Annotated in this window: 7 protein-coding genes; 2 read left to right on the top strand and 5 right to left on the bottom strand. The window is 63.8% G+C overall.

Translation table 11 applies throughout. From position 1 onward, the window contains the following. Positions 1-471: integrase core domain-containing protein (locus KUV72_RS12280; protein WP_222238603.1), on the top strand; the 471-nt coding region annotated here is incomplete at its 5' end. 937 nt (positions 472-1,408) lie between these two features. Then, entirely contained in the window at positions 1,409-10,837 is a 9,429-nt protein-coding gene (locus KUV72_RS12275; RefSeq protein ID WP_222238602.1) for an immunoglobulin-like domain-containing protein, read from the top strand. Between the two features lie 10 nt (positions 10,838-10,847). On the opposite strand, the gene KUV72_RS12270 is transcribed toward KUV72_RS12275, so the two are convergent. The 5 genes from KUV72_RS12270 to KUV72_RS12250 all read right to left on the bottom strand — a co-directional run bounded on the left by KUV72_RS12270 (position 10,848) and on the right by KUV72_RS12250 (position 17,913). Further along, complete coding sequence (locus tag KUV72_RS12270; protein ID WP_222238601.1) at positions 10,848-12,281, bottom strand: phosphatase PAP2/dual specificity phosphatase family protein; 1,434 nt, start codon at positions 12,279-12,281, stop codon at positions 10,848-10,850. Beyond that, a complete protein-coding gene (locus KUV72_RS12265; RefSeq protein WP_222238600.1) occupies positions 12,278-14,053 on the bottom strand; it encodes a bifunctional alpha/beta hydrolase/class I SAM-dependent methyltransferase in 1,776 nt (591 codons plus the stop codon). Before KUV72_RS12265 ends, KUV72_RS12270 begins: the two co-directional genes overlap by 4 nt. Beyond that, the gene (locus KUV72_RS12260) at positions 14,050-14,748 is read right to left on the bottom strand and encodes a CDP-alcohol phosphatidyltransferase family protein (protein WP_222238599.1); all 699 of its coding nucleotides are present in this window, start codon (positions 14,746-14,748) and stop codon (positions 14,050-14,052) included. The genes KUV72_RS12265 and KUV72_RS12260 overlap by 4 nt, the downstream gene beginning before the upstream one ends. A gap of 103 nt (positions 14,749-14,851) precedes the next feature. After that, the gene (locus KUV72_RS12255) at positions 14,852-15,616 is read right to left on the bottom strand and encodes a FadR/GntR family transcriptional regulator (RefSeq protein WP_222163727.1); all 765 of its coding nucleotides are present in this window, start codon (positions 15,614-15,616) and stop codon (positions 14,852-14,854) included. Positions 15,617-15,705: 89 nt separating this feature from the next. Then, complete coding sequence (locus tag KUV72_RS12250; RefSeq protein ID WP_222238598.1) at positions 15,706-17,913, bottom strand: HlyD family efflux transporter periplasmic adaptor subunit; 2,208 nt, start codon at positions 17,911-17,913, stop codon at positions 15,706-15,708. Position 17,914 lies beyond the last annotated feature (1 nt).

Genomic DNA, 17,914 nt, shown 5'->3' with positions numbered 1-17,914 from the left:
ACCCATGTGTGGTGCGGTAAGGATCGGCGGGCCAGCCTGGCGGTGATCATCGACTGTTGCACCCGGGAGATCCTTGGTTGGCGATTGTCGGACAACGGCAGCAGCAAGACGGTTGAAGCAGCGCTGGAAGAAGCTCTGGTACATCGATTCGGCGCACTGGGCCGGATTCATCAACCGCTGGCCCTGCGCTCTGACAACGGCCTCGTTTTCAGCAGTCGACACTATACGGCGACAGTGAAGGCCTACGGGCTCACACAAGAATTCACGACGCCCTACACCCCGGAGCAAAACGGTCTCGTCGAGCGCTTCTTCCGGTCCCTGAAGGAAGAATGCATCTGGCAGCATCGGTTCGAGTCGCTGGGCCGGGCCCGAGCCGTAATCAGCCGCTGGATCCGGTACTACAACGAAGAGCGGCCACATCAGTCTCTAGGCTATGTGGCACCCCGAGCACACCCGGCGTTAGCGGCGTAGGGTGTGCAGAAACCAGGGGGTCATTACAAGTGGGCCTTCTTTTTGATGGCACTCCATATCGCTTCCTTGGTTGCACCTGAACCGCTGTCATGGACCTCAAGTCGTTGGCTTGTGGCCCTGTCATCCACCGTGCCTCGTAACTCATGGGCACTCAGAAGAGGTAGAAAACGGTGCTTCGATGGCACCTTTTCATCTCAATGGAAGCGTGGGAAATGTTAGTCAGATAGTGGATAGGTCGGTCAGCAGAATATCGATAAAGCAGAATGTTTTTATATGAAATTATTCGCAATATCTGTTTTGTCTAACACCTCTGGTGGTTAGACATTGCACAAAGGAGGGACTGCGTTATTGCCTTTGATGCTTACTTTTTCTGCGGCCAGTATTTTCAAGATAATGATGAGGAGGCTGTATAAATAATGATCAAGACGCTAGCCATTAAGAGGTAGAAACATGCAGCTTCCTTATTTTTTTGGTGAGGCATTTCATACTCGCAGTATGTTGTCATTTCTCATGAGTTAGATGATGGTGCTTCACTATATCAGGTCAATGATGTGCCCCTACGCCTGCGAGTGAGTCGAGGGTCGGCGCCTATAACAATCCTAAACTATCGCGTTGACGTCCCTCGTTATTTATCGAAAACCGATCTTGTCTATCGCTCAAGGCCTTATGCAACACAGTCAACGTCGTACAGAAGGGGTCCTGCACGGATCTTCGGTCGAGGCAATGGTTGATGGCGCTGCCAGCGCTTTTCTCGGCCATTCTTCCATCGTTAGCACATCCGTGATGTGGTCCTTATCAGGCGTTGATCGCCGTTGCAAAGGCCGGCCAGTGGCGCAATGCCCTCTTCGACTGTAGCTAGTGACGCAGTGGTGGGGAGGCGAAGCGCGCGGTCGGGCGACAGTGGTGGAACGGGCTTTCCCTTTGCAGGAGGGGCGTCATGGGTGCCTTGGGAAAAATTGTCGAAGTCAACGGTGAGATCTGGGTCCGCGATGAGTCAGGACAGCCCCATCGGCTGACATCAGGGGAATGGGTGTCGACGTCGAGTGTGCTTTCGGCAAGTACTCCTTCGACCCTGGTGCTGGAAGATGCCCCCACGCTGAGATGGGCGGTGGATCCGAGTGACCGACTGGAGGTGGCCAAGATGCTGGCGCTGTTGTCCAGTGTCGAGGCATTGGGCGATGCCGACAAGCAAGACCTGCAAGGCCTTGCGCAAAATCCAGCGCAAGGGCCTGCGCAAGAGTCTGCGGAACCCGCTGGAAAAGCAGGTGAACACCGACCGCCAGACGTTGACGCGCAAGCCACGGATGGCGCTGAACGTGGTGACAATGGCACTGCTGCAAGTCAGTTGGCGGTGTCCGCGGGGTTGGCAGACGTGGTGATCGACAGCGATACCCTTGACGCGCTGTTGGCGAACCTTGAGTCCGAACCGCCGGCCAGCGGCCCAGGACTCAGCGTGGGCGCAGGGAATGAGGGGCACCCCTTCGTGCGTCTTTTGCGCATCGTCGAGGCGGTGGACCCGCTAGCCTTTACGTTTGATCAAGCGACGACTGATGAAGACGAGACGATCCCCGATGGCGCGATAGGCATCGATGGTGCGATAGGTCTTGATGGCGCCCCGGTCGATCCGCTACCCAGCGTCAGCGTGACCCTCCTGGGGTCGGGGCCTGAAGGCGTCTACTCGCAGAACGAGATTGGTGCGGACAATAGCGTGACCGCCAGGGTGGACCTGGGCGGGGATGCTGCGGTGGGTGATCGCCTGCTGGTGGTCGATGGCGTCGGCCGGGTGCTGCTGGATCGACTGCTGACCGCGGTTGACATTGCTGGAGGGCTGGAGCTCGAAGTGCCCACCGGCGGCGTGTCAGACGTCAGTGTTCAAGCGACCCTGCTGGCGGCCGACGGTGATACCGCCAGTGACAGTGACGCCAGGCCCCTTGACCTCCAGGCACCCACGGTGACGGTGACCCTGCTGGGTGCCGGCGAGGACGGGACCTATAACCAGCGTGAGATCGGCAGCGACAATAGTGTGGTGGCGGTGGTCACGCTGGGTCCTGGAACCGAGGTGGGCGACAGGCTCGAGGTCACCGATGCACAGGGTGAGCTGCTGCTTGAACGCACCGTCACGGCGCTGGACCTGATCAATGGTGTCGAGGTCACGGTGCCGGTCATCCCCGGTAGCGATGGCGTCAGCGTGACCGCCAGCGTGACCGATCCCTCCGGCAATCGCGGCCGCGACCAGGACAGCAAGGCGGTGGAGGCTCAAGTTCCTGGAGTCGAGGTCGCGCTCACAGGTCACGGTGACGACGGGGCCTTCAGCCAGGGTGAGATTGGGGATGACGGCCAGATCACGGCGACGATAGCGCTGACCGCCCAGACCGCAGTGGGCGATATCCTGAGCGTGGTCGATAGCAACGGCACGCTGCTGCTGAGGCGTCCCGTGACCGAGGTTGATCTGGCCGAAGGGATTGAGCTCGACGTGCCCGTGCCCGCCGGCCAGACTGATGTCCTTGTCGCGGCGACGGTGGTGGATGCTGCAGGCAATACCGCCAGCGCCAGTGATGCTGCGCCGGTGGTGCTGGGCATCACGCTCAGTGCCAGCGGACCGGTGATCGAGGGCGAGCCTATCACCGTGACCGCCACTATCGACAATGTCCTGGATCGTGACGTCGTGCTGACGCTGAACGATGGCTCGACCATCACCATTGTCGAAGGCCAGCAGCAGGGCAGCACCCAGGTGGCCAGTCGTGACGACGATGACGTGATTCAAGGTAGTAATGATCAGATCATTCGTCTGACCGCGGTGTCCCCCACGGGCTTTGATCGGGTCGATACCAGCAGTACCGCCAGCGCCGTGGTCACCGACGATAGCGATCCACGTCACTTGCTGCTCACGGCCAGCCCGCGGGTGGAAGAAGGGGAAAGCATCACCTACAGCCTGGAGCTGCGGGATGCCGAGGGCCAACTGCGCGCAGCGACAACGGCGATCAACGTCACCTTGGCCAATGGCGAAACGCTGACGCTGGCCCCGGGCCAGGCCAGTGTCTCGCTGAGCGTGGCGGCGCCCGCGGACGATGTGTACGTGGATGCTGGTGCGGTCGTCAATCGCATCCTCGCGGCCGAACAGGAACAGGCTGGCAGCCCAGGCAGCCTCGAAACCCTGGTGGTCGATACCGCTACCGTCACCACCCAGGTCGATGACACCGTGGATAGCACCCTGGTGTCATTGCGTCTGCCTGACCAGGTCGCCGAAGGCGAAGCCGTGGAAGTGACCCTGAGCGTCAACGATGCCCCCCGTGGCGGCCCCTTGCAGATTACCTTGAGCGATGGCACGTCAGTGCTGATTGCCGAGAATACCACCAGTGCCACGGTCACCCTGCAGGCGCCAAACCAGAACGCAGCGCTGGGAGCGGGTGCCAGCACCGAGAGCAGTTCCGCTTGGACGGTGGGTATCGTCGCGCTCGAAGGGGGTGGCTATGAACGGCTGGTGGCGGGGGCCGACCAGACCATCAGGGTGCTCAGCGATAGTCCCGGGCTGGTGATCAGTGAGGACAACGGTCCCACAGTGTCGGGGGACAACAGTGTCAATGAAGCGGGTCTCGCTAGCGGAACCTTGGCAGATGGCAGCCATCGAACCGACGGCGTGATATCGCTGGGGCCGGGACCGGTGGATGATCTGGTGCGCGTGATTTTCGGCAGCCAGGCCCAGAGCCAGACCCTGACCCCAGCACAACTGAGCGCTGCCAGTGTCAGTGATCCCATCGTGATTGATATGAACCACGGGCGGCTACTCATCACCGGCTACGATGCATCCGCTGGCCAGCTCTCTTATCGCTACGAGCTGACGGCGGCCGTTGATCACTCCACAGGAGAGGTGTTGGACTCCCTGGCGCTGACCGTGGTGGACGCGTCAGGTGACAGCCGCCAGGATGTGCTCGATATTTTGATCGCCGATGATGCCCCCTCCGCTTCCGGCGGCGCGCCACTGGTGACCGTCGAGGGCGATGTGGTTAGGACGGGTGGCAACTTGCTTGGCAACGACGTCGAGGGTGCTGATCAAGCGCGAGTTGCCGGTATTCTCTACGTGGATCGTCAAGGCAACGATGCACGGGCCGATATCCCGGCGGGTAGCAGCGTCAGCGTCGACACACGCTATGGCCACCTGAGCGTCGATAGCGACGGTTTCTGGAGCTACCGGCCGGTGGACAGCGCCGCTCATCCGCAACCCACCGCCGATGATAGCGGCGATATTGTCCACGATGATTTTCACTACTTTTTGGTGGATGGCGATGGAAGCCTTTCCACGGCTGCCTTGCAGACCATCGTGGTGAACGATACTCGTCACAGCATTGGAGAACCGGTCGACGGCCGCCTTGAGGAGCGCCACCTGCCTTCTGGTACAGCGCCCGACAGTGCCAGGCAAGTGGTGTCGGAAAGCCTGGATATCAGTGAGGCACAGGACAGCACCACGGCGACCTTCACCGGCGATACGCTGGCGGCACTGGAAGCGCTTAACCTGACATCAAATAATGGCCAGCGGTTGAGCTATTTCCTGTCTAACGCAGACCGCGAAGTGATAGCGGTGGCATTCGACGACAGCGATGGAACCGTCTTTGAGGTGTTTACCGTCAGGCTGGTATCGCCGGACATCGTGCATCCCCAGGGGCGCTACATCTTTACGCTGAAGCAGCCCCTGGATCATACCGCGACGCAAGACACGCTGGCGATCGACCTTCCCTTCCAGGTGGTGGACAGCGACGGTGACAGGGAGGCGGATAGTGTCACTGTCAGCGTGGTCAATGAGACCTTCGACGGCGGTCCTGATGAGCTGGTGGTGGTCGAAGACGGCAGCCAAGCGCTGTTCACCAATGCCAACGCCACAGGAAGGACACTAGAGCTCATTGAGGCACCGCTATTTGGTACGGCCACGATCGAAGCAGACGGCCGGATCACCTATACCCCACGTCCTCACTACAGTGGCCCAGACATGTTTGGCTACGCCTTCTTTGAAGGCGATCGTCTATTCGTCGTGCGTACCGTGGATGTGACGGTAATACCTGTGGCGGATGCGCCTTCGCTGGAGGCGGTCAGTGTGGTGACCGACGAGGATAGCGCGGTGGCCCTTGGCCTTACGCTACCGGTTCCGACGGATGATCGAGACCTCAATGGTTCCTCGGATGCTGACTCACCGGAACGGCTAGGAGCGATCACCCTGTCGGGGCTACCTCAGGGTGCCAGGCTGCTGGTTGACGGCGCCGATGACATTCCGGGAGTGGACGGGCGCGGGATCTCGATCAAGATCCAGGGGGGAGCGCACCTGTCCACGTTGGCAGATACCGATGTCGATGTGGTGCTGACCCCTGCGCAGTTCGAGAACTTGAAGGTGCTGCCAGTGGAGCACGATGGCGGGAACCTCTCGTTGACGCTGGAGGCCACCAGCTTCGAGGTCGACATTGCCGGTGTTCCCCTGGAGGGGGTTGCCGGGGCGACGACCAGCGTCAACGTTGACGTCGGGGTCAAGTCAGTGACGGATGCCGTGACGCTGACCTTTGATGACGGCACCGACCATCGTGAATTCACGATCGATGAAGATGGAAGCCTCAATCTAAGCGCACGCCTCAAGGCGGCCTTTGGCGATCTGGATGGCAGTGAAGTGCGCACGCTGTTGATTCAGGGCCTGCCGCCAGGCAGCGTGGTGGTGGTCGATGACAGCCGCCGTATCACGGTAGGGGATGGCACCGGGGGCAATAGCGGCGAAGTGAGCATCGCGGCTCCTGGGTTGAGTAGCGCTACCGGCGGTTTTCCAAGCATCAGCGTGACGCCACCGCCGGACTTCAGCGGAGTCATCGAAGACGTCATCGTTACCCTGGTGGGACAGGACACCGACGCCGATGGCCCCGCCGGAGCGATTGCCCAACAGCAGGACAGCGTCAGCCTCGACCTGGTGGTATTGCCGGTGGTCGACACCCCGACGCTTGCCGCCAGCGGTATCGAGGACCAGGCCTTTGCCTTCCTCAGTGCGCTACGGCTGGGTGACAATGATGGCAGTAGCGCTGGTGTCACCGTCACCAGCGAGTCATTCTCCTCGATACGACTCACCTCCGTGCCCGTTGGCTGGAAGATCTTCGATGCCCAGGGCTTTCTGGTGCATACCGGCAATGGCGTCGACGGCTTCGGTCTACCCGCGACGGACGTCGAGAATGGCGCGTTTCGGCAGTACACACTTCTGGGCCCTGCCCATGACAGCACGGATCCGACCATCGGGATCGAGGTTGGCATCAGCGATGTTGCCACCATCAATGGCACCGACGTAGAGAATTCATCGGTCACGCTGCTGGAACTCAAGCCCACCATATCCCCCAAGGCGGAGGTGATCGCCTCGGCGGTGGGCGCACCTGTGCCAGGGGGGGCGGGCGATACCGACCAGGATGGGCTGCCGGATTTGACCATGACGGCAGGTCATGTGTACGGGCCGGACGATGCCGTCGCCGAGGATGGCTGGTTTGCCTTGACCAACGCGGATTTCGACCTGGCCCAGGGCTGGTCGAATCAGGACGCTGACGGGTCCGAGGACACCTTCGCCCTGCTGACGCCGGAGCGGGTGGCGGGCCAACCGGGAGGACTGGAAGGGTCGAGCTTTCGCTATCTCGATGGGGCGGGCCAGTGGGTGGAGCTCAGCTTCGATGGCCGTCCCGTGGAGGTGCCGGTGGAGTTTCTCTCGTCGCTGGAATTTCGCGCGCCGGAAAATCGCAAGGGCACCTTCCAGTTGAGGGTGCAGGCGAAAACGGTGGACCGCGATGCCGAGGGCAATCTGGATACCGCGGTTTCGGGGGAGGCGCTGTTGCAGGGTATCGTGGTGGACAACCCCCAGGCCGACCGTGTGTCACTGGGCTTCGAGCCTGTGGTGGCGACGGCGGAAGATGTGGCCGTGGCGCTGGATCTGTTCCCCCAGAGCGATGATCCCACCGAGACGTACCGGCTCTCCTTTTCTGGTGTGCCGCAGGGCGCGGTGCTGCACTACGATGGCCAGGTGGTCGACAGGGGCAGCGATGGTCAGCATGTCATCGACGACTTCGACAGTCTGCGCCCGCTGACGTTGACGCCGCCTCCCGACAGCAATGAGAACTTCTCGATTCAGGTAACGCCCACCAGCGTCGATACCTTTGGCGGCGGGGTCGACGAGTTTATCGGTGATCCACAGACGATCCTGGTGGTGGTGGGGGGGGTGGCCGACAGGCCTAACATCGACACCCAGGTGGTCAGCCAGCCGGAACAACTGCTGGATGACGGGGCACAGCTTACGGTGCTGGCTGACCTGATTCAGGTTGCCAGTGGCGACCGTGACGACTCCGAGTCCCTGGCTTACCGCATCACCGGGCTGAACGCTGACTTTACGCTGGCCGGAGCGGTCGAGCTCACGGCGCCTGGAACGCTGGGAGAACAGCGGGTGTGGGTGGCCACCTCGTTGGCGGGTATCACCATCGACGGCCCCGCCAACTTCAGCGGTCGCGTCGAGTTGCAGGTGATGTCGGTGGTGACCGAGAACGACGGCAACGCACGGGAGGTGGTTGAGGTCGTCGCGTTTGAGGTGACCCCGAGCCCCGAGGCGTTGCTGCAGACCACATCGCTGCTGGTGGAGGATGTGGCTGGGCTGCTGGATCTTGGGCTGCTGCCCCAGAACGATGATCTCAACGAAGTCATTTCGGCGGTATGGCTGAATGCGGCCGATCTGGCGGCGGCACCGCTGACCGTGCTCGGTCTGGAGGGGCCAGACGTTATCGACGAAGGCGACTACATCAAGCTGATCAACGGTGCCTGGGACAGCGTGCGTGTGCTGGGAGACCCCAACCTGGGCGATGCGGGAGTCGACATCCGGGTGCGCTATCAGATCACCGACAGCCCCAATGACGGCTTCGAGGGTAACGTGGCGAACACCACCTCCGTACCGATCGACGCCATCCATCATATTGCCTTCCAGGCCATCACCGACCTGCCCACCATCAACATCGCGGCGATTGCCAATAGCGCAGGAAGTCAGGCCGATATCAGCGCGACAGAGGTCACGGCGGCGACCGGGGATAGCGTCCGGGTCACGCTGAGGGTGGGCCAATCCCTGGATGCCAATGCCGCAGGCATGGCCGATGAGGATGGCAGCGAGTCATTGGTGGAGTTGCTGGTGGCGGGAGTGCCCGAAGGCGTGGTGGTGGAAGGCGCCGAGTTCGTCGGTGTTTTGCCGGGAGCCGGCACAGACACCGGCGGTCATTGGAAGGTGCTGCTGCCATCCTCCGAGAGCTTCCAGGGCGCCGAGCTGACCCATGAACTGGTCTTCACGGTGGTTGAAGGCGGCCTGCACGACGATGACCAGGCTCAGCCGATCACCATCACGGCAGTGACCCAGGATGCCGGTGTCGAGGTAGCGCTGCAGAGTGCCAGCACCGAATGGTCTTTGACGACCCTGGGCGCAGGTGGAGGGGGCATCGGGGGCCAGGTCAGCATCGACTGGGAGGATCGGGGCGCGGCGCTGGGTGAAGATACGCCGACTTCGCTCGGCGAGCTGGTCGGCGGCCAGGTCGTCGGTGCCGCCGCTGACAGTACGCTGACCCTCACTCTCTCGGGACTGCCCGAAAAGACCCTGGTAACGGGCATGCAGCTAAGCAACGTCGGCGGGCAACAGGTGTGGTTTGCCAGCGTGGCCAATAGCGGCCCGAATGCCCTGGATGAGCTGCTGGCATCGATCACGCTGACGGCGCCGCCGAACAGCAACGATAACAACGCCATGTTCAGCGTCGATGCCAGCCTGACCGTTCGCTCTCCCTCCGGGCGGCTGAGTTCAGCAAGCCTGGCACTGGCGCCGCCGGTGTCGCCGGTCACCGATGCCATCGAGACGGAGCTGGTGGCCGCTGTGGCCAAGGACGCCCAGAGCATCGAGTTCTCCCTTGCCGTGGCAACGCCTGACGATGCGCCCCACGGGGAGATCGATGGACGTCAGCTGTATCTCAGCCTGCAGGAGGATCAGGTCAGGGATGTCAGCGGACAGAGCACCCCTGGTGGCACGCTGTGGTTCAACGGGCGCGAGCTGATCGCCCAGGACGATGGACGCTTTCGCCTTGATGAGGTGAGCCTGGAGGCTCCCCTGACGATTGTCTATCAACCTGCCCAGGGTACCTGGGGACAGGTGGGGCTGACGGTGGTGGGGGGCGTGAGGGAAACCGATGCCGCTAATGTGGTGGTGCTAAGCGCAAGCACGGTGGGCGATGTGCCGCCACCTCCCCCCGAGATCAGCATTGCTGACCTGAGCGGGGAGGAGGACACGCTGATTGTCCTGGAAGGGCTGACGGTGACCTTGCTGGACCCGAACCAGAGCCTTGCCGCCGTGCTGGTCGAGAATGTGCCCGATGGCTGGGTGGTGGTGGCCGGGGATTCGGCGGCGTCGGCCCGTCCTGTCAGTGCTATTGGGCAGGGAGGCTGGTGGATCCTGGGCGAAGACGGCATCCTGCCCGACTTTGTCGGCCTCATGCCGCCTGCCCACTGGAGTGGTGAACTGGTGGGGGCAGATCAGCTGTCGCTGACGGCGATCGCGAGTCTTGGTGAGGATACGTTCATCAGTCGTGAGTCCTTTACGACCTCGGTGCAGCCCGTGGCCGATCGGGTCAGTGCCGAGCCGCTGCTCAGTTTCGGCGACGAGGGGGAGCGTATTCCCCTGAATCTGAACGTTGCCGTGCTGGATCGGGATGGTTCCGAGACGGTCACGCTCACGCTAGAGGGGCTAGGGCCACATGCCTCGTTCTTCGCCGCCGACAGCCTGCTTTCCGCTGCCTACGACGCCGAGCTTGATCGCTATACCCTGGAGGGCCTGGGGGCGCGCCAGGTGAACGATCTGTCGCTGGTGCAGCAGGCGACCAATGGCAGTGTGCTGTTGGATATCAGCCTGATAAGCGTGGATGGCAACGACGTCTCCCCGGTCTTTCAGACTCAGGCGCTGCTGGATATTCGCAGCGTAGCGGCGACGACCGGAGACGATATCCTGCTCTACAGCGGCGTGAACATCGACGGGCTCGATGGCTTTGATGTGGTCAGGCTGCGTCTGGATGAGCCGCTGGATGTCTCCAGGGTGCAAAACGTCGAGGCAGTGGATCTGGGCGTCATCGGTCAGGACCACAGCCTGACCCTCAGCGCTCAGGATGTGCTCGACGTGGCCGGAGGCGAGGAGCTGTTCATCTTCGGTGATGCCCAGGATCGGGTCAGCTTGGTAGGCGAGCAGTGGTCGGCGACCGATGCGACGGTGGAACGTGACGGCGTAGTCTTCAACGTCTATGAGGGAGCAAGTCAAGCGGTGCTGAATATCCAGCAGGATGTCGACGTGGAGATCTGACGATCCCGTCTCACCGCCTGGTGATCGGCTCTTGTAGGGCAGCGCCGTCTTTATCTTCGTTTTCGTTTAACGGCCATGGCGTCTCGTATGGCGTCTCGTTGCCCCGTTCGACCAGCGCGTTCAGCGCTTGCCGGTGGGGGGCTCGCAGCACGCAGATGGGACGGGCCCCCCTGACGATCGAGATGGCGTCATCGACGCTGGCCGTCCGTCCACTGAGGAGCAACCAGGCAGCCACGGCGCTGGCGCTGCGGGATACCCCCAGGGCGCAGCACACCAGCACCGGCCCGTGGCGGCGATGCTGTTCGATGGCCTCGGCTGCCTGGCGCAGCTCGGTAGCCGAGGCCACGGTCAGGTCAAGCACTGGCACAGGGGTATAGGCCCGTCGCTGTGCGGGTGCCGACAGTTCAGCACACAGATCGACCAGCGCCATGTCGGCAGCGGGCATCTGCCGCAGCGGTAGACGGCCAATAGAGACCCCATCGCAGACTTCGGCAGGATGGGGCCGCCGCCGGGTCCACAGCCGTGAGTTGATCCAGGCGCCGACCAGATAAGGCGCCAGTAAGAGGCGCGCCGCCAGCGACAGGCGGCCATCGTTGTCCTTCTGAAAGCCTGCCACGCCCAGCCACAGGTAGTTGAGGGCCACCAGCGAGAGCGACAGCGCCGGCCACCCTAGCCACCATGACCAACCGCCCAGCGTACCTGTTGCGAGCAGGCCCGCCAGTGCAGCGATCACCCCCGCGCCGATGGCGTAGCGCGCCGCCAGGCGTCGACGGGTCCGGTCATGGCTGAGCCTTGCCCGTTGCAGGGGAGACGCGCCGCGGGATGGCCATAGCCACAGGCTGATGGCGCCGACGAGTGCCCCCGTGGGCACATCGATGAAGTGGTGCTGCCAGGTGGTCAGCACCGACAGGCCGATCAGCACGCACCAGCCGTGCAGCAGCCAGCGACAGGCGGAACTCCCCAGGCGCTGGGCGTAGGCGTGCCAGAGCACGACCAGCAGGGCGATGTGCAGCGACGGCGCCTGGTTGTAGGGCTGATCAAAGCTCATCAGCACATCGAACAGGGTGCCAAAGACCCCCTCCAGGGGTGGTCGCTGGAGACTGAAAGTCAGCGGGTAGGCCAGAAAGCTCAGCACGCACAGGGCCTGCACCGTCAGCAGGCGTCGCACCAGAGAGCTGAGCTGGCGGCGATCCTGAGGCAACAGCAGCACGCCCGCGGCATACATCAGATCGATGGACCAGTAGGGCACGATGGTCCAAGGCAGCAGAGGGATTCCCCGTTCCCAGTCGAACATGATGCTGGGCAACGGCGCGCGCAGAGCGCTGAGGTGGTTGGTGAGGGCGTAGCTTGAGAAGAACACGACGCCCAGCAGCAACAGCCACAGGCCGGCTCTGACACGCAGACCCCAGCCGCTGGGAGCCCTCTGGCAATGTGGGGCGTTCATGGCGATATCCGGCGCGCCAGGATGACCGAGAATATGCCCCAGGGATCGATCCGCTGGGTGACGATGGCAAAGCCGCAGGCGGCCAGCAGCTGGCGCATTTCGACCTGGCTACGACAGCGCATGACCCAGGGCTCTCCGTCCCGGTGGGAAGACAGCGCCCGGGCAATGAAGGACAGCTGCGGGTGCCAGGGCTGGTTGGTCACCACCAGCAGCGCCCCCGGCGCCATGGCCTCGGCAAGACCGCTGAGGGAGGCCCGAACCCTGGCGTTATCCGGGTACAGCTCGTACAGCCCCGATACCACCGCCAGGGTCGGGGCGGGGGTCAGGCTGGCCAGACTGGTGCGGTCGAAGGCGTCGCCGGCCTCGAAGCGGACCCGTTGGGCCAGGGGCTGAGATGGGATCATCTCTTCGATCAGCGCCTGGCCGGCCGCGACATTGGTGGCGCTGTAGTCCCGCAGCAGGACGCTATCTGGCGCCTCGGACGCGTTTGCCAGTGCCGCCAGGGCCGAGAGGATGTAGCGCCCGTGACCTGCAGCGATATCCACCAGGTGGACCTGCTGGCCGTTGTGGCGCAGCTCCCGGACGGCCTGCTCGATCAGCGCCTCCAGATGGACACGTCGCTGCCGGATGCCGCGCCAGCCGATGGCGTTCAGGTACACCCGGTCGATCAGCCGGCCCAGTCGGCTCGGGCTATCCGGGCGGTTGCGATAGACCTGGTCGAGCATCGAGCCTGAGTCGAAGCCGTGGTCGACGCCGACCTTGAGACTGTTCGATAGCCTTGCGCCTTGCTGCAGCGCCTTGCGCAGCAGCTGCCAGTAGCCCTGCTTGATCCCGCTCTTGGGCAGCGGTCGAGCGAGGGCCTCCGCCTCGTCGCAGCCGTTGCCGCCGAGGTCGGCGTCCAGCCGGCCAAGGGCCGGGGAAGGGCGGCTGAACTGGCGGCGAATGAAGCGCTGCATCGGCGCCAGGGCCAAGTGGCGATCCCGCTCACCCAGGGTATCGTGGAAGAACCCCTCGAAGCGGTGACACTCCTTGTCCGGATGGGGCAGGCGAGCGAAGAAGCATTGTTGAACCCTGCGCTCGACCACCACATCGCGACCCGACAGCAGCAGTTGGATCGGGGTGTCGATGGTGGCGGCATCGGCGACCAGGCGATCGGAGGTGTCGCGCAGCCCGATCAGGATGCGTGCCGAAATCTGGCGGCTGATCAGGGGATCACTGTCGTAGCCTCGGCGACGTTCCAGATCGTGGGTAAGCAGGCCTGAGCGAACATAGCTCTTGACGAAAACGCTGTCGCGAAAGCGGGTCGCCAGGCGCAGCGCGGGAAGCGCCAGGGGCACATACAGCTTCACCCGGAAGGCGGGGGCTGCGAGGATCGCGCCGCGCACCGGGGGAGCGTAGTCGTGCAGCCAGCAGGTGGCGACCACCGCGCCCACGCTCTGGGCGACCACCAGCAGATCGGCCACCGGGGTGCCGTGCTGGTCCTCGATATGCTCGACCAGGCTCTGCACATCTCGTGCGTAGGTAGCAAAGTCGGGGGCGTCGCCCCGCTCGCCATCGGACAGGCCGTGACCGCGGGCGTCCCAGGCAAAGAACGCCAGATCCGGCAGGTCGAGCTCCTCGACCAGGTGTGCCATACGCCCGCCGTGCTCGTGGCCCCTGTGAAACAGCAGCACCGCACCCTTGGACACGTCCCCGGTCGCCGGCCAATGGCGGTAGGCGATGCGCTGGCCATCATGGGCGACAAAGGCATGGGACTGTGCGGTGCGGCTCATTGGGCATCACCTTGACGGTCATCGCCTTTACGAGCATCGCCCTGACAGTCATCTGCCGGACGCTTATCAGTTTTGCCGGCGTTTGCCTCGGCGATTCCGCGGCGCACCCGGTGTCTGAGCGATACCAGCATCAGCGCGCTCATCAGCCAGAACACCGTAGCCACCACCCAGGGGGAGGTGAGCCCCAGGGCGATGGCCAGGGCAAGCAGGCCGATGACCAGCGCGCGATCACTCTTGCCCATGGGGCCATCGTAGCGGCGGCTGGCGCCCACCAGCGGCCCCATGACACCGGCGTATTCCACGATCAGGGCCATCACCAGGGCCACCAGCACCGGCAGCGGATGGGCGTTGGGGAGAAGGGCGAAGGGGACGAACAGGGCGGCGTCGGAGACAACATCACAGAGCTCGTTGAGGTAGGCTCCCAGGCGCGTCTGCTGGTGGTGTTCCCGGGCCAGCATGCCGTCCACCGCGTTGAAGGCCATGCGCAGCGGCAGCCATAGCGCGATCAGCAGGAACCAGCCCCGCGAGGCGTCAGGCTCCGCCGCCGTCAGGGCGACCGCGCCCGCCACCAGCAGCGACAGCAGGGCGGCGGCTAACGTCACCTGGTTGGCGCTGACGCCGCGACTCTGCAAGCGGCGTACCAGCGGGCGCAGGAGCCCCTGAAAGCGGGGCTTCAAATCGTAGACCGAGGCCATGTCAAAGATCCTTTTGACGAAGCGGTGCTACCGGGTTTGGCAGCGTGCCGCGACCGCTTGCCAGCTTAGCATGGAGAGGCCTGGCCAGGGCCGGGGCATGTGCTCAGTCTAGCGGGGGAGGTTCCTGATCGCTGCCCAGTACGCTGTCGCCCGGCTGGATGCCAAGGGCGTCAGCGGTGCCGGCCAGCACTGCCTGGGCTGCACGGAAGGCGGCGTGGGGCTTGCGTGCTCGAATCGCTTCCATCAATTCGCGGTGACGCTCCAGGCTGGCCTCAGGGTCGCTGGCACTCTCGTTGGAGGATTCGATCAGCAGGTAGATCGATGGCCGCAGGATGTGCGACAGCTGGGACCATACGATATTGCGGGTGGCCTTGAAGATGGCCACGTGGAAGGCGATGTCATGGTCGCTGTGCAGCCGTTTGGCATCACCTTCCGCGGCGTTCATGGCCCGTTCCATGCCCTCGAAGGCCTCCTCGATCGCGACCAGATCCCGGGCAGTGGCGCGCTTGGCCGCGGTCATCGCCACATAGGGCTCCACGTCCAGGCGGAAGCTCAGGATCTCGCGCTGGATCTCGGGGCTTGGCGAGGCGTAGCGGGTCATCCAGTCGGTAACCAGCGGATCAAGGATGTTCCACTCCTCGACGCTACGCACCTTGGAACCGTGACCCGAGATGCGCTCGATGATGCCGACGTCGACCAGCTGACGAATATCGCTGCGAACCGCTGAGCGGTTCAAGGCGAACTGCTCGGCCAGATCGACTTCCTTGGGCACGAAATCTCCGGGTCGATACTGGCCCGAGAAAATCGCTTCGGCCAGGTAGTCTGCCACGCTGGGGCGCTTGGGGGTGGTGCGGGATGTGACGGCCACAGGGTGACTCCTGGCAAATGTGCTGCTGATCCTAGCGAATGTACAACATAGTGACAATGTCGACGAAGGGCGGAGGGGCTTCTCCGTGCCTAGAATCCGCTCTCGCGAATCGCCACCGCCGCAAGCCAGGTGAAGAACTGGCCGGCCAGGCTCTCTCGTTCGGCGTCGACGTGGACCTGAGCCCGGCTGCGCCTGGCCTCGGGCCAGGGAGACAGCAGGCGCACCTTTACCGCCACCCGGCCATCGGCCAGGCGCAGGGTGTCCTGGGTCTGGTCAGTGGCGGGTTGAGTGCTCAGCGGTCCCCCATGGCGGGCCGCCAGGGACGGATGGGCGAGTTCCGTGGCGCGGGTTGCCCCGACACTGACCAGCTCTCCCTCGAGGGGCGTGAGCTGTCCTTCGGCAAAGATCCGCACCTTGGCGCCAGGGGTCAGCCTGTGGGCGTCATCCTGGGGCAGGTAGGCATCGACGAGCCAGCGGGAAGGGTCCAGCAGCAGGCCCAGCGGCTGCTGGGGGGCGACCCACTGTCCCGGCGCCTGTTCGAGGTCGTGGCGTTGCCACACGCCGCTGAACGGTGCCCGCAGGGTGAGGCGAGACAGCTCCTGGCTGGCGGCTGCCTGATGACTCTCGTTGACGCGGCGCTGGGCCAGGGTTGCGGCGTCGCGGTCGAGCCCGTCGTCGGCGGCGAGCAGTCCGGCCAGTTCGGCATCCAGCCAGGCCATGGCCTGTTCACTGGAGCGTAGCTGGTGCTGGATATCCGGCTCCACCAGGCTGGCCAGGGCAGTGCCCTGGCTGACAGCACCTTCCGTCATAAGGCGCTCCAGGCGAGCGGGAAAGGGGGAATACACGGTCAGTTCGTGCTCGGCGTGAAGCAGTCCGGGACCGCTGACGCGAGTCTGCCAGGGCAGGCAAACCAGCACGACGGCCAGCGCCAGCGCCAACAGCCAGCCGAGGCGATGTCGGCGAGGGACGGCGCGGCGAGACGCCCACCAGTGAGAGAGTTCGCGAGACACGGGCATCAGGATAAACCAGGCAATTTCCACGGCGAAAAGGGCAATGCCCAGGGCCTTGAAGAACAGATGATAGACCGCCAGCGCAATCCCCAGGAACAGCAGCAGACGATAGATCCAGGTGGCGAAGGCGAACAGGATCAGGGCGCGGCGCTGGTGGGGCATGAACGGCTCCGGCCAGTCTTCGGACAGACCCAGCAGGCGGCGTCGTAGCCAGGTCCTGGCCTGGCCTCCGGCGCGCTCGTGCAAGTTGGGAAAGTCGAGCAGGTCGGACAGTACGAAATATCCGTCGAAGCGCATGAACGGGCTGGCGTTGATCGCCAGTGACAGCACCCAGCTGGTGGTCGCCAGATATAGCAGCGCGCTGTTGAGTGGGCCGGGCTCGGTCAGCACCCAGCCTAGGGTGGCAACACCGGCCAGGCCAAGTTCCACCAGCATGCCCGCCGATGAGATCGCCAGACGCGAGCGACTGCGCCTGAGCTTCCAGCTCTCGCCGGTATCGGTATAGAGCATCGGCCAAAGCACAATGAAGGCGACCCCCATATGCGCCACCCTGACCCCCAAGCGGGTCGCGACCAGGGCGTGGCCGAGCTCGTGGCAGGCCTTGGCCACCACCAGGGCCAGGGCGAAGCTGACGATACCGGAGAAGGAAAAGGCGTCCATCACCGCGTGGGTGAACAGGTCCCAGCGCTTGATTACCAGGATCAGCCCGATCAGGCTCAGGATAAGCACGGCGCCGACCATGGCTCGGGTGAACAGCCACGGCAGCCGTCTTACCATGGCCTCCAGGAAATGCTGTGGGCGCACCAGCGGCAGGCGAAAGAACAGGTAATGATGCAGCCACCAGGACAGGCTTTGCCAGGCGGCGCCACGTTGCGCCTGCTGGGCGAGGCGTTGGCTGACCTCCGCCGTCGCCCGCAGTAAACGATGGTGATCCAGGAAATCGACCAGCGCCAGGATATCGCCTACCTCGGGCGAGAGCGCGGTGGCGGCGTCGATCTCATCGCAGAGACGACGAGGGCTGTGGCCCCAGCGAGTCAGGCATTCGAACTCCAGCCAACCGATGCGATAGAAGCGATTGGTGACGGGGTCCTGGATCGACCACTGTGGCTCGCCCTGGGCGTCTCGGCCAGCGTCGTGCAGCTGCAGATCGTCGCGCAGGGGTGGCACCGGCTGGTGCTCGCGAGGATCTGCAGCCGTCATGCCCGGCGCGGTGGTGTCTAGCGTCACCGCTGCGGCCGAGGGCGTTCCGGCTGGGGCGGCTCCGCTGAAGGGCGGCGATGGGTGCATG

The organism is Halomonas sp. DP4Y7-1 (genome assembly GCF_019800705.1).
Classification (GTDB): domain Bacteria; phylum Pseudomonadota; class Gammaproteobacteria; order Pseudomonadales; family Halomonadaceae; genus Halomonas; species Halomonas litopenaei_A.
The sequence above is the reverse complement of the archived record's forward strand: the minus strand, read 5'-3'. Positions and strand labels throughout refer to the sequence as shown.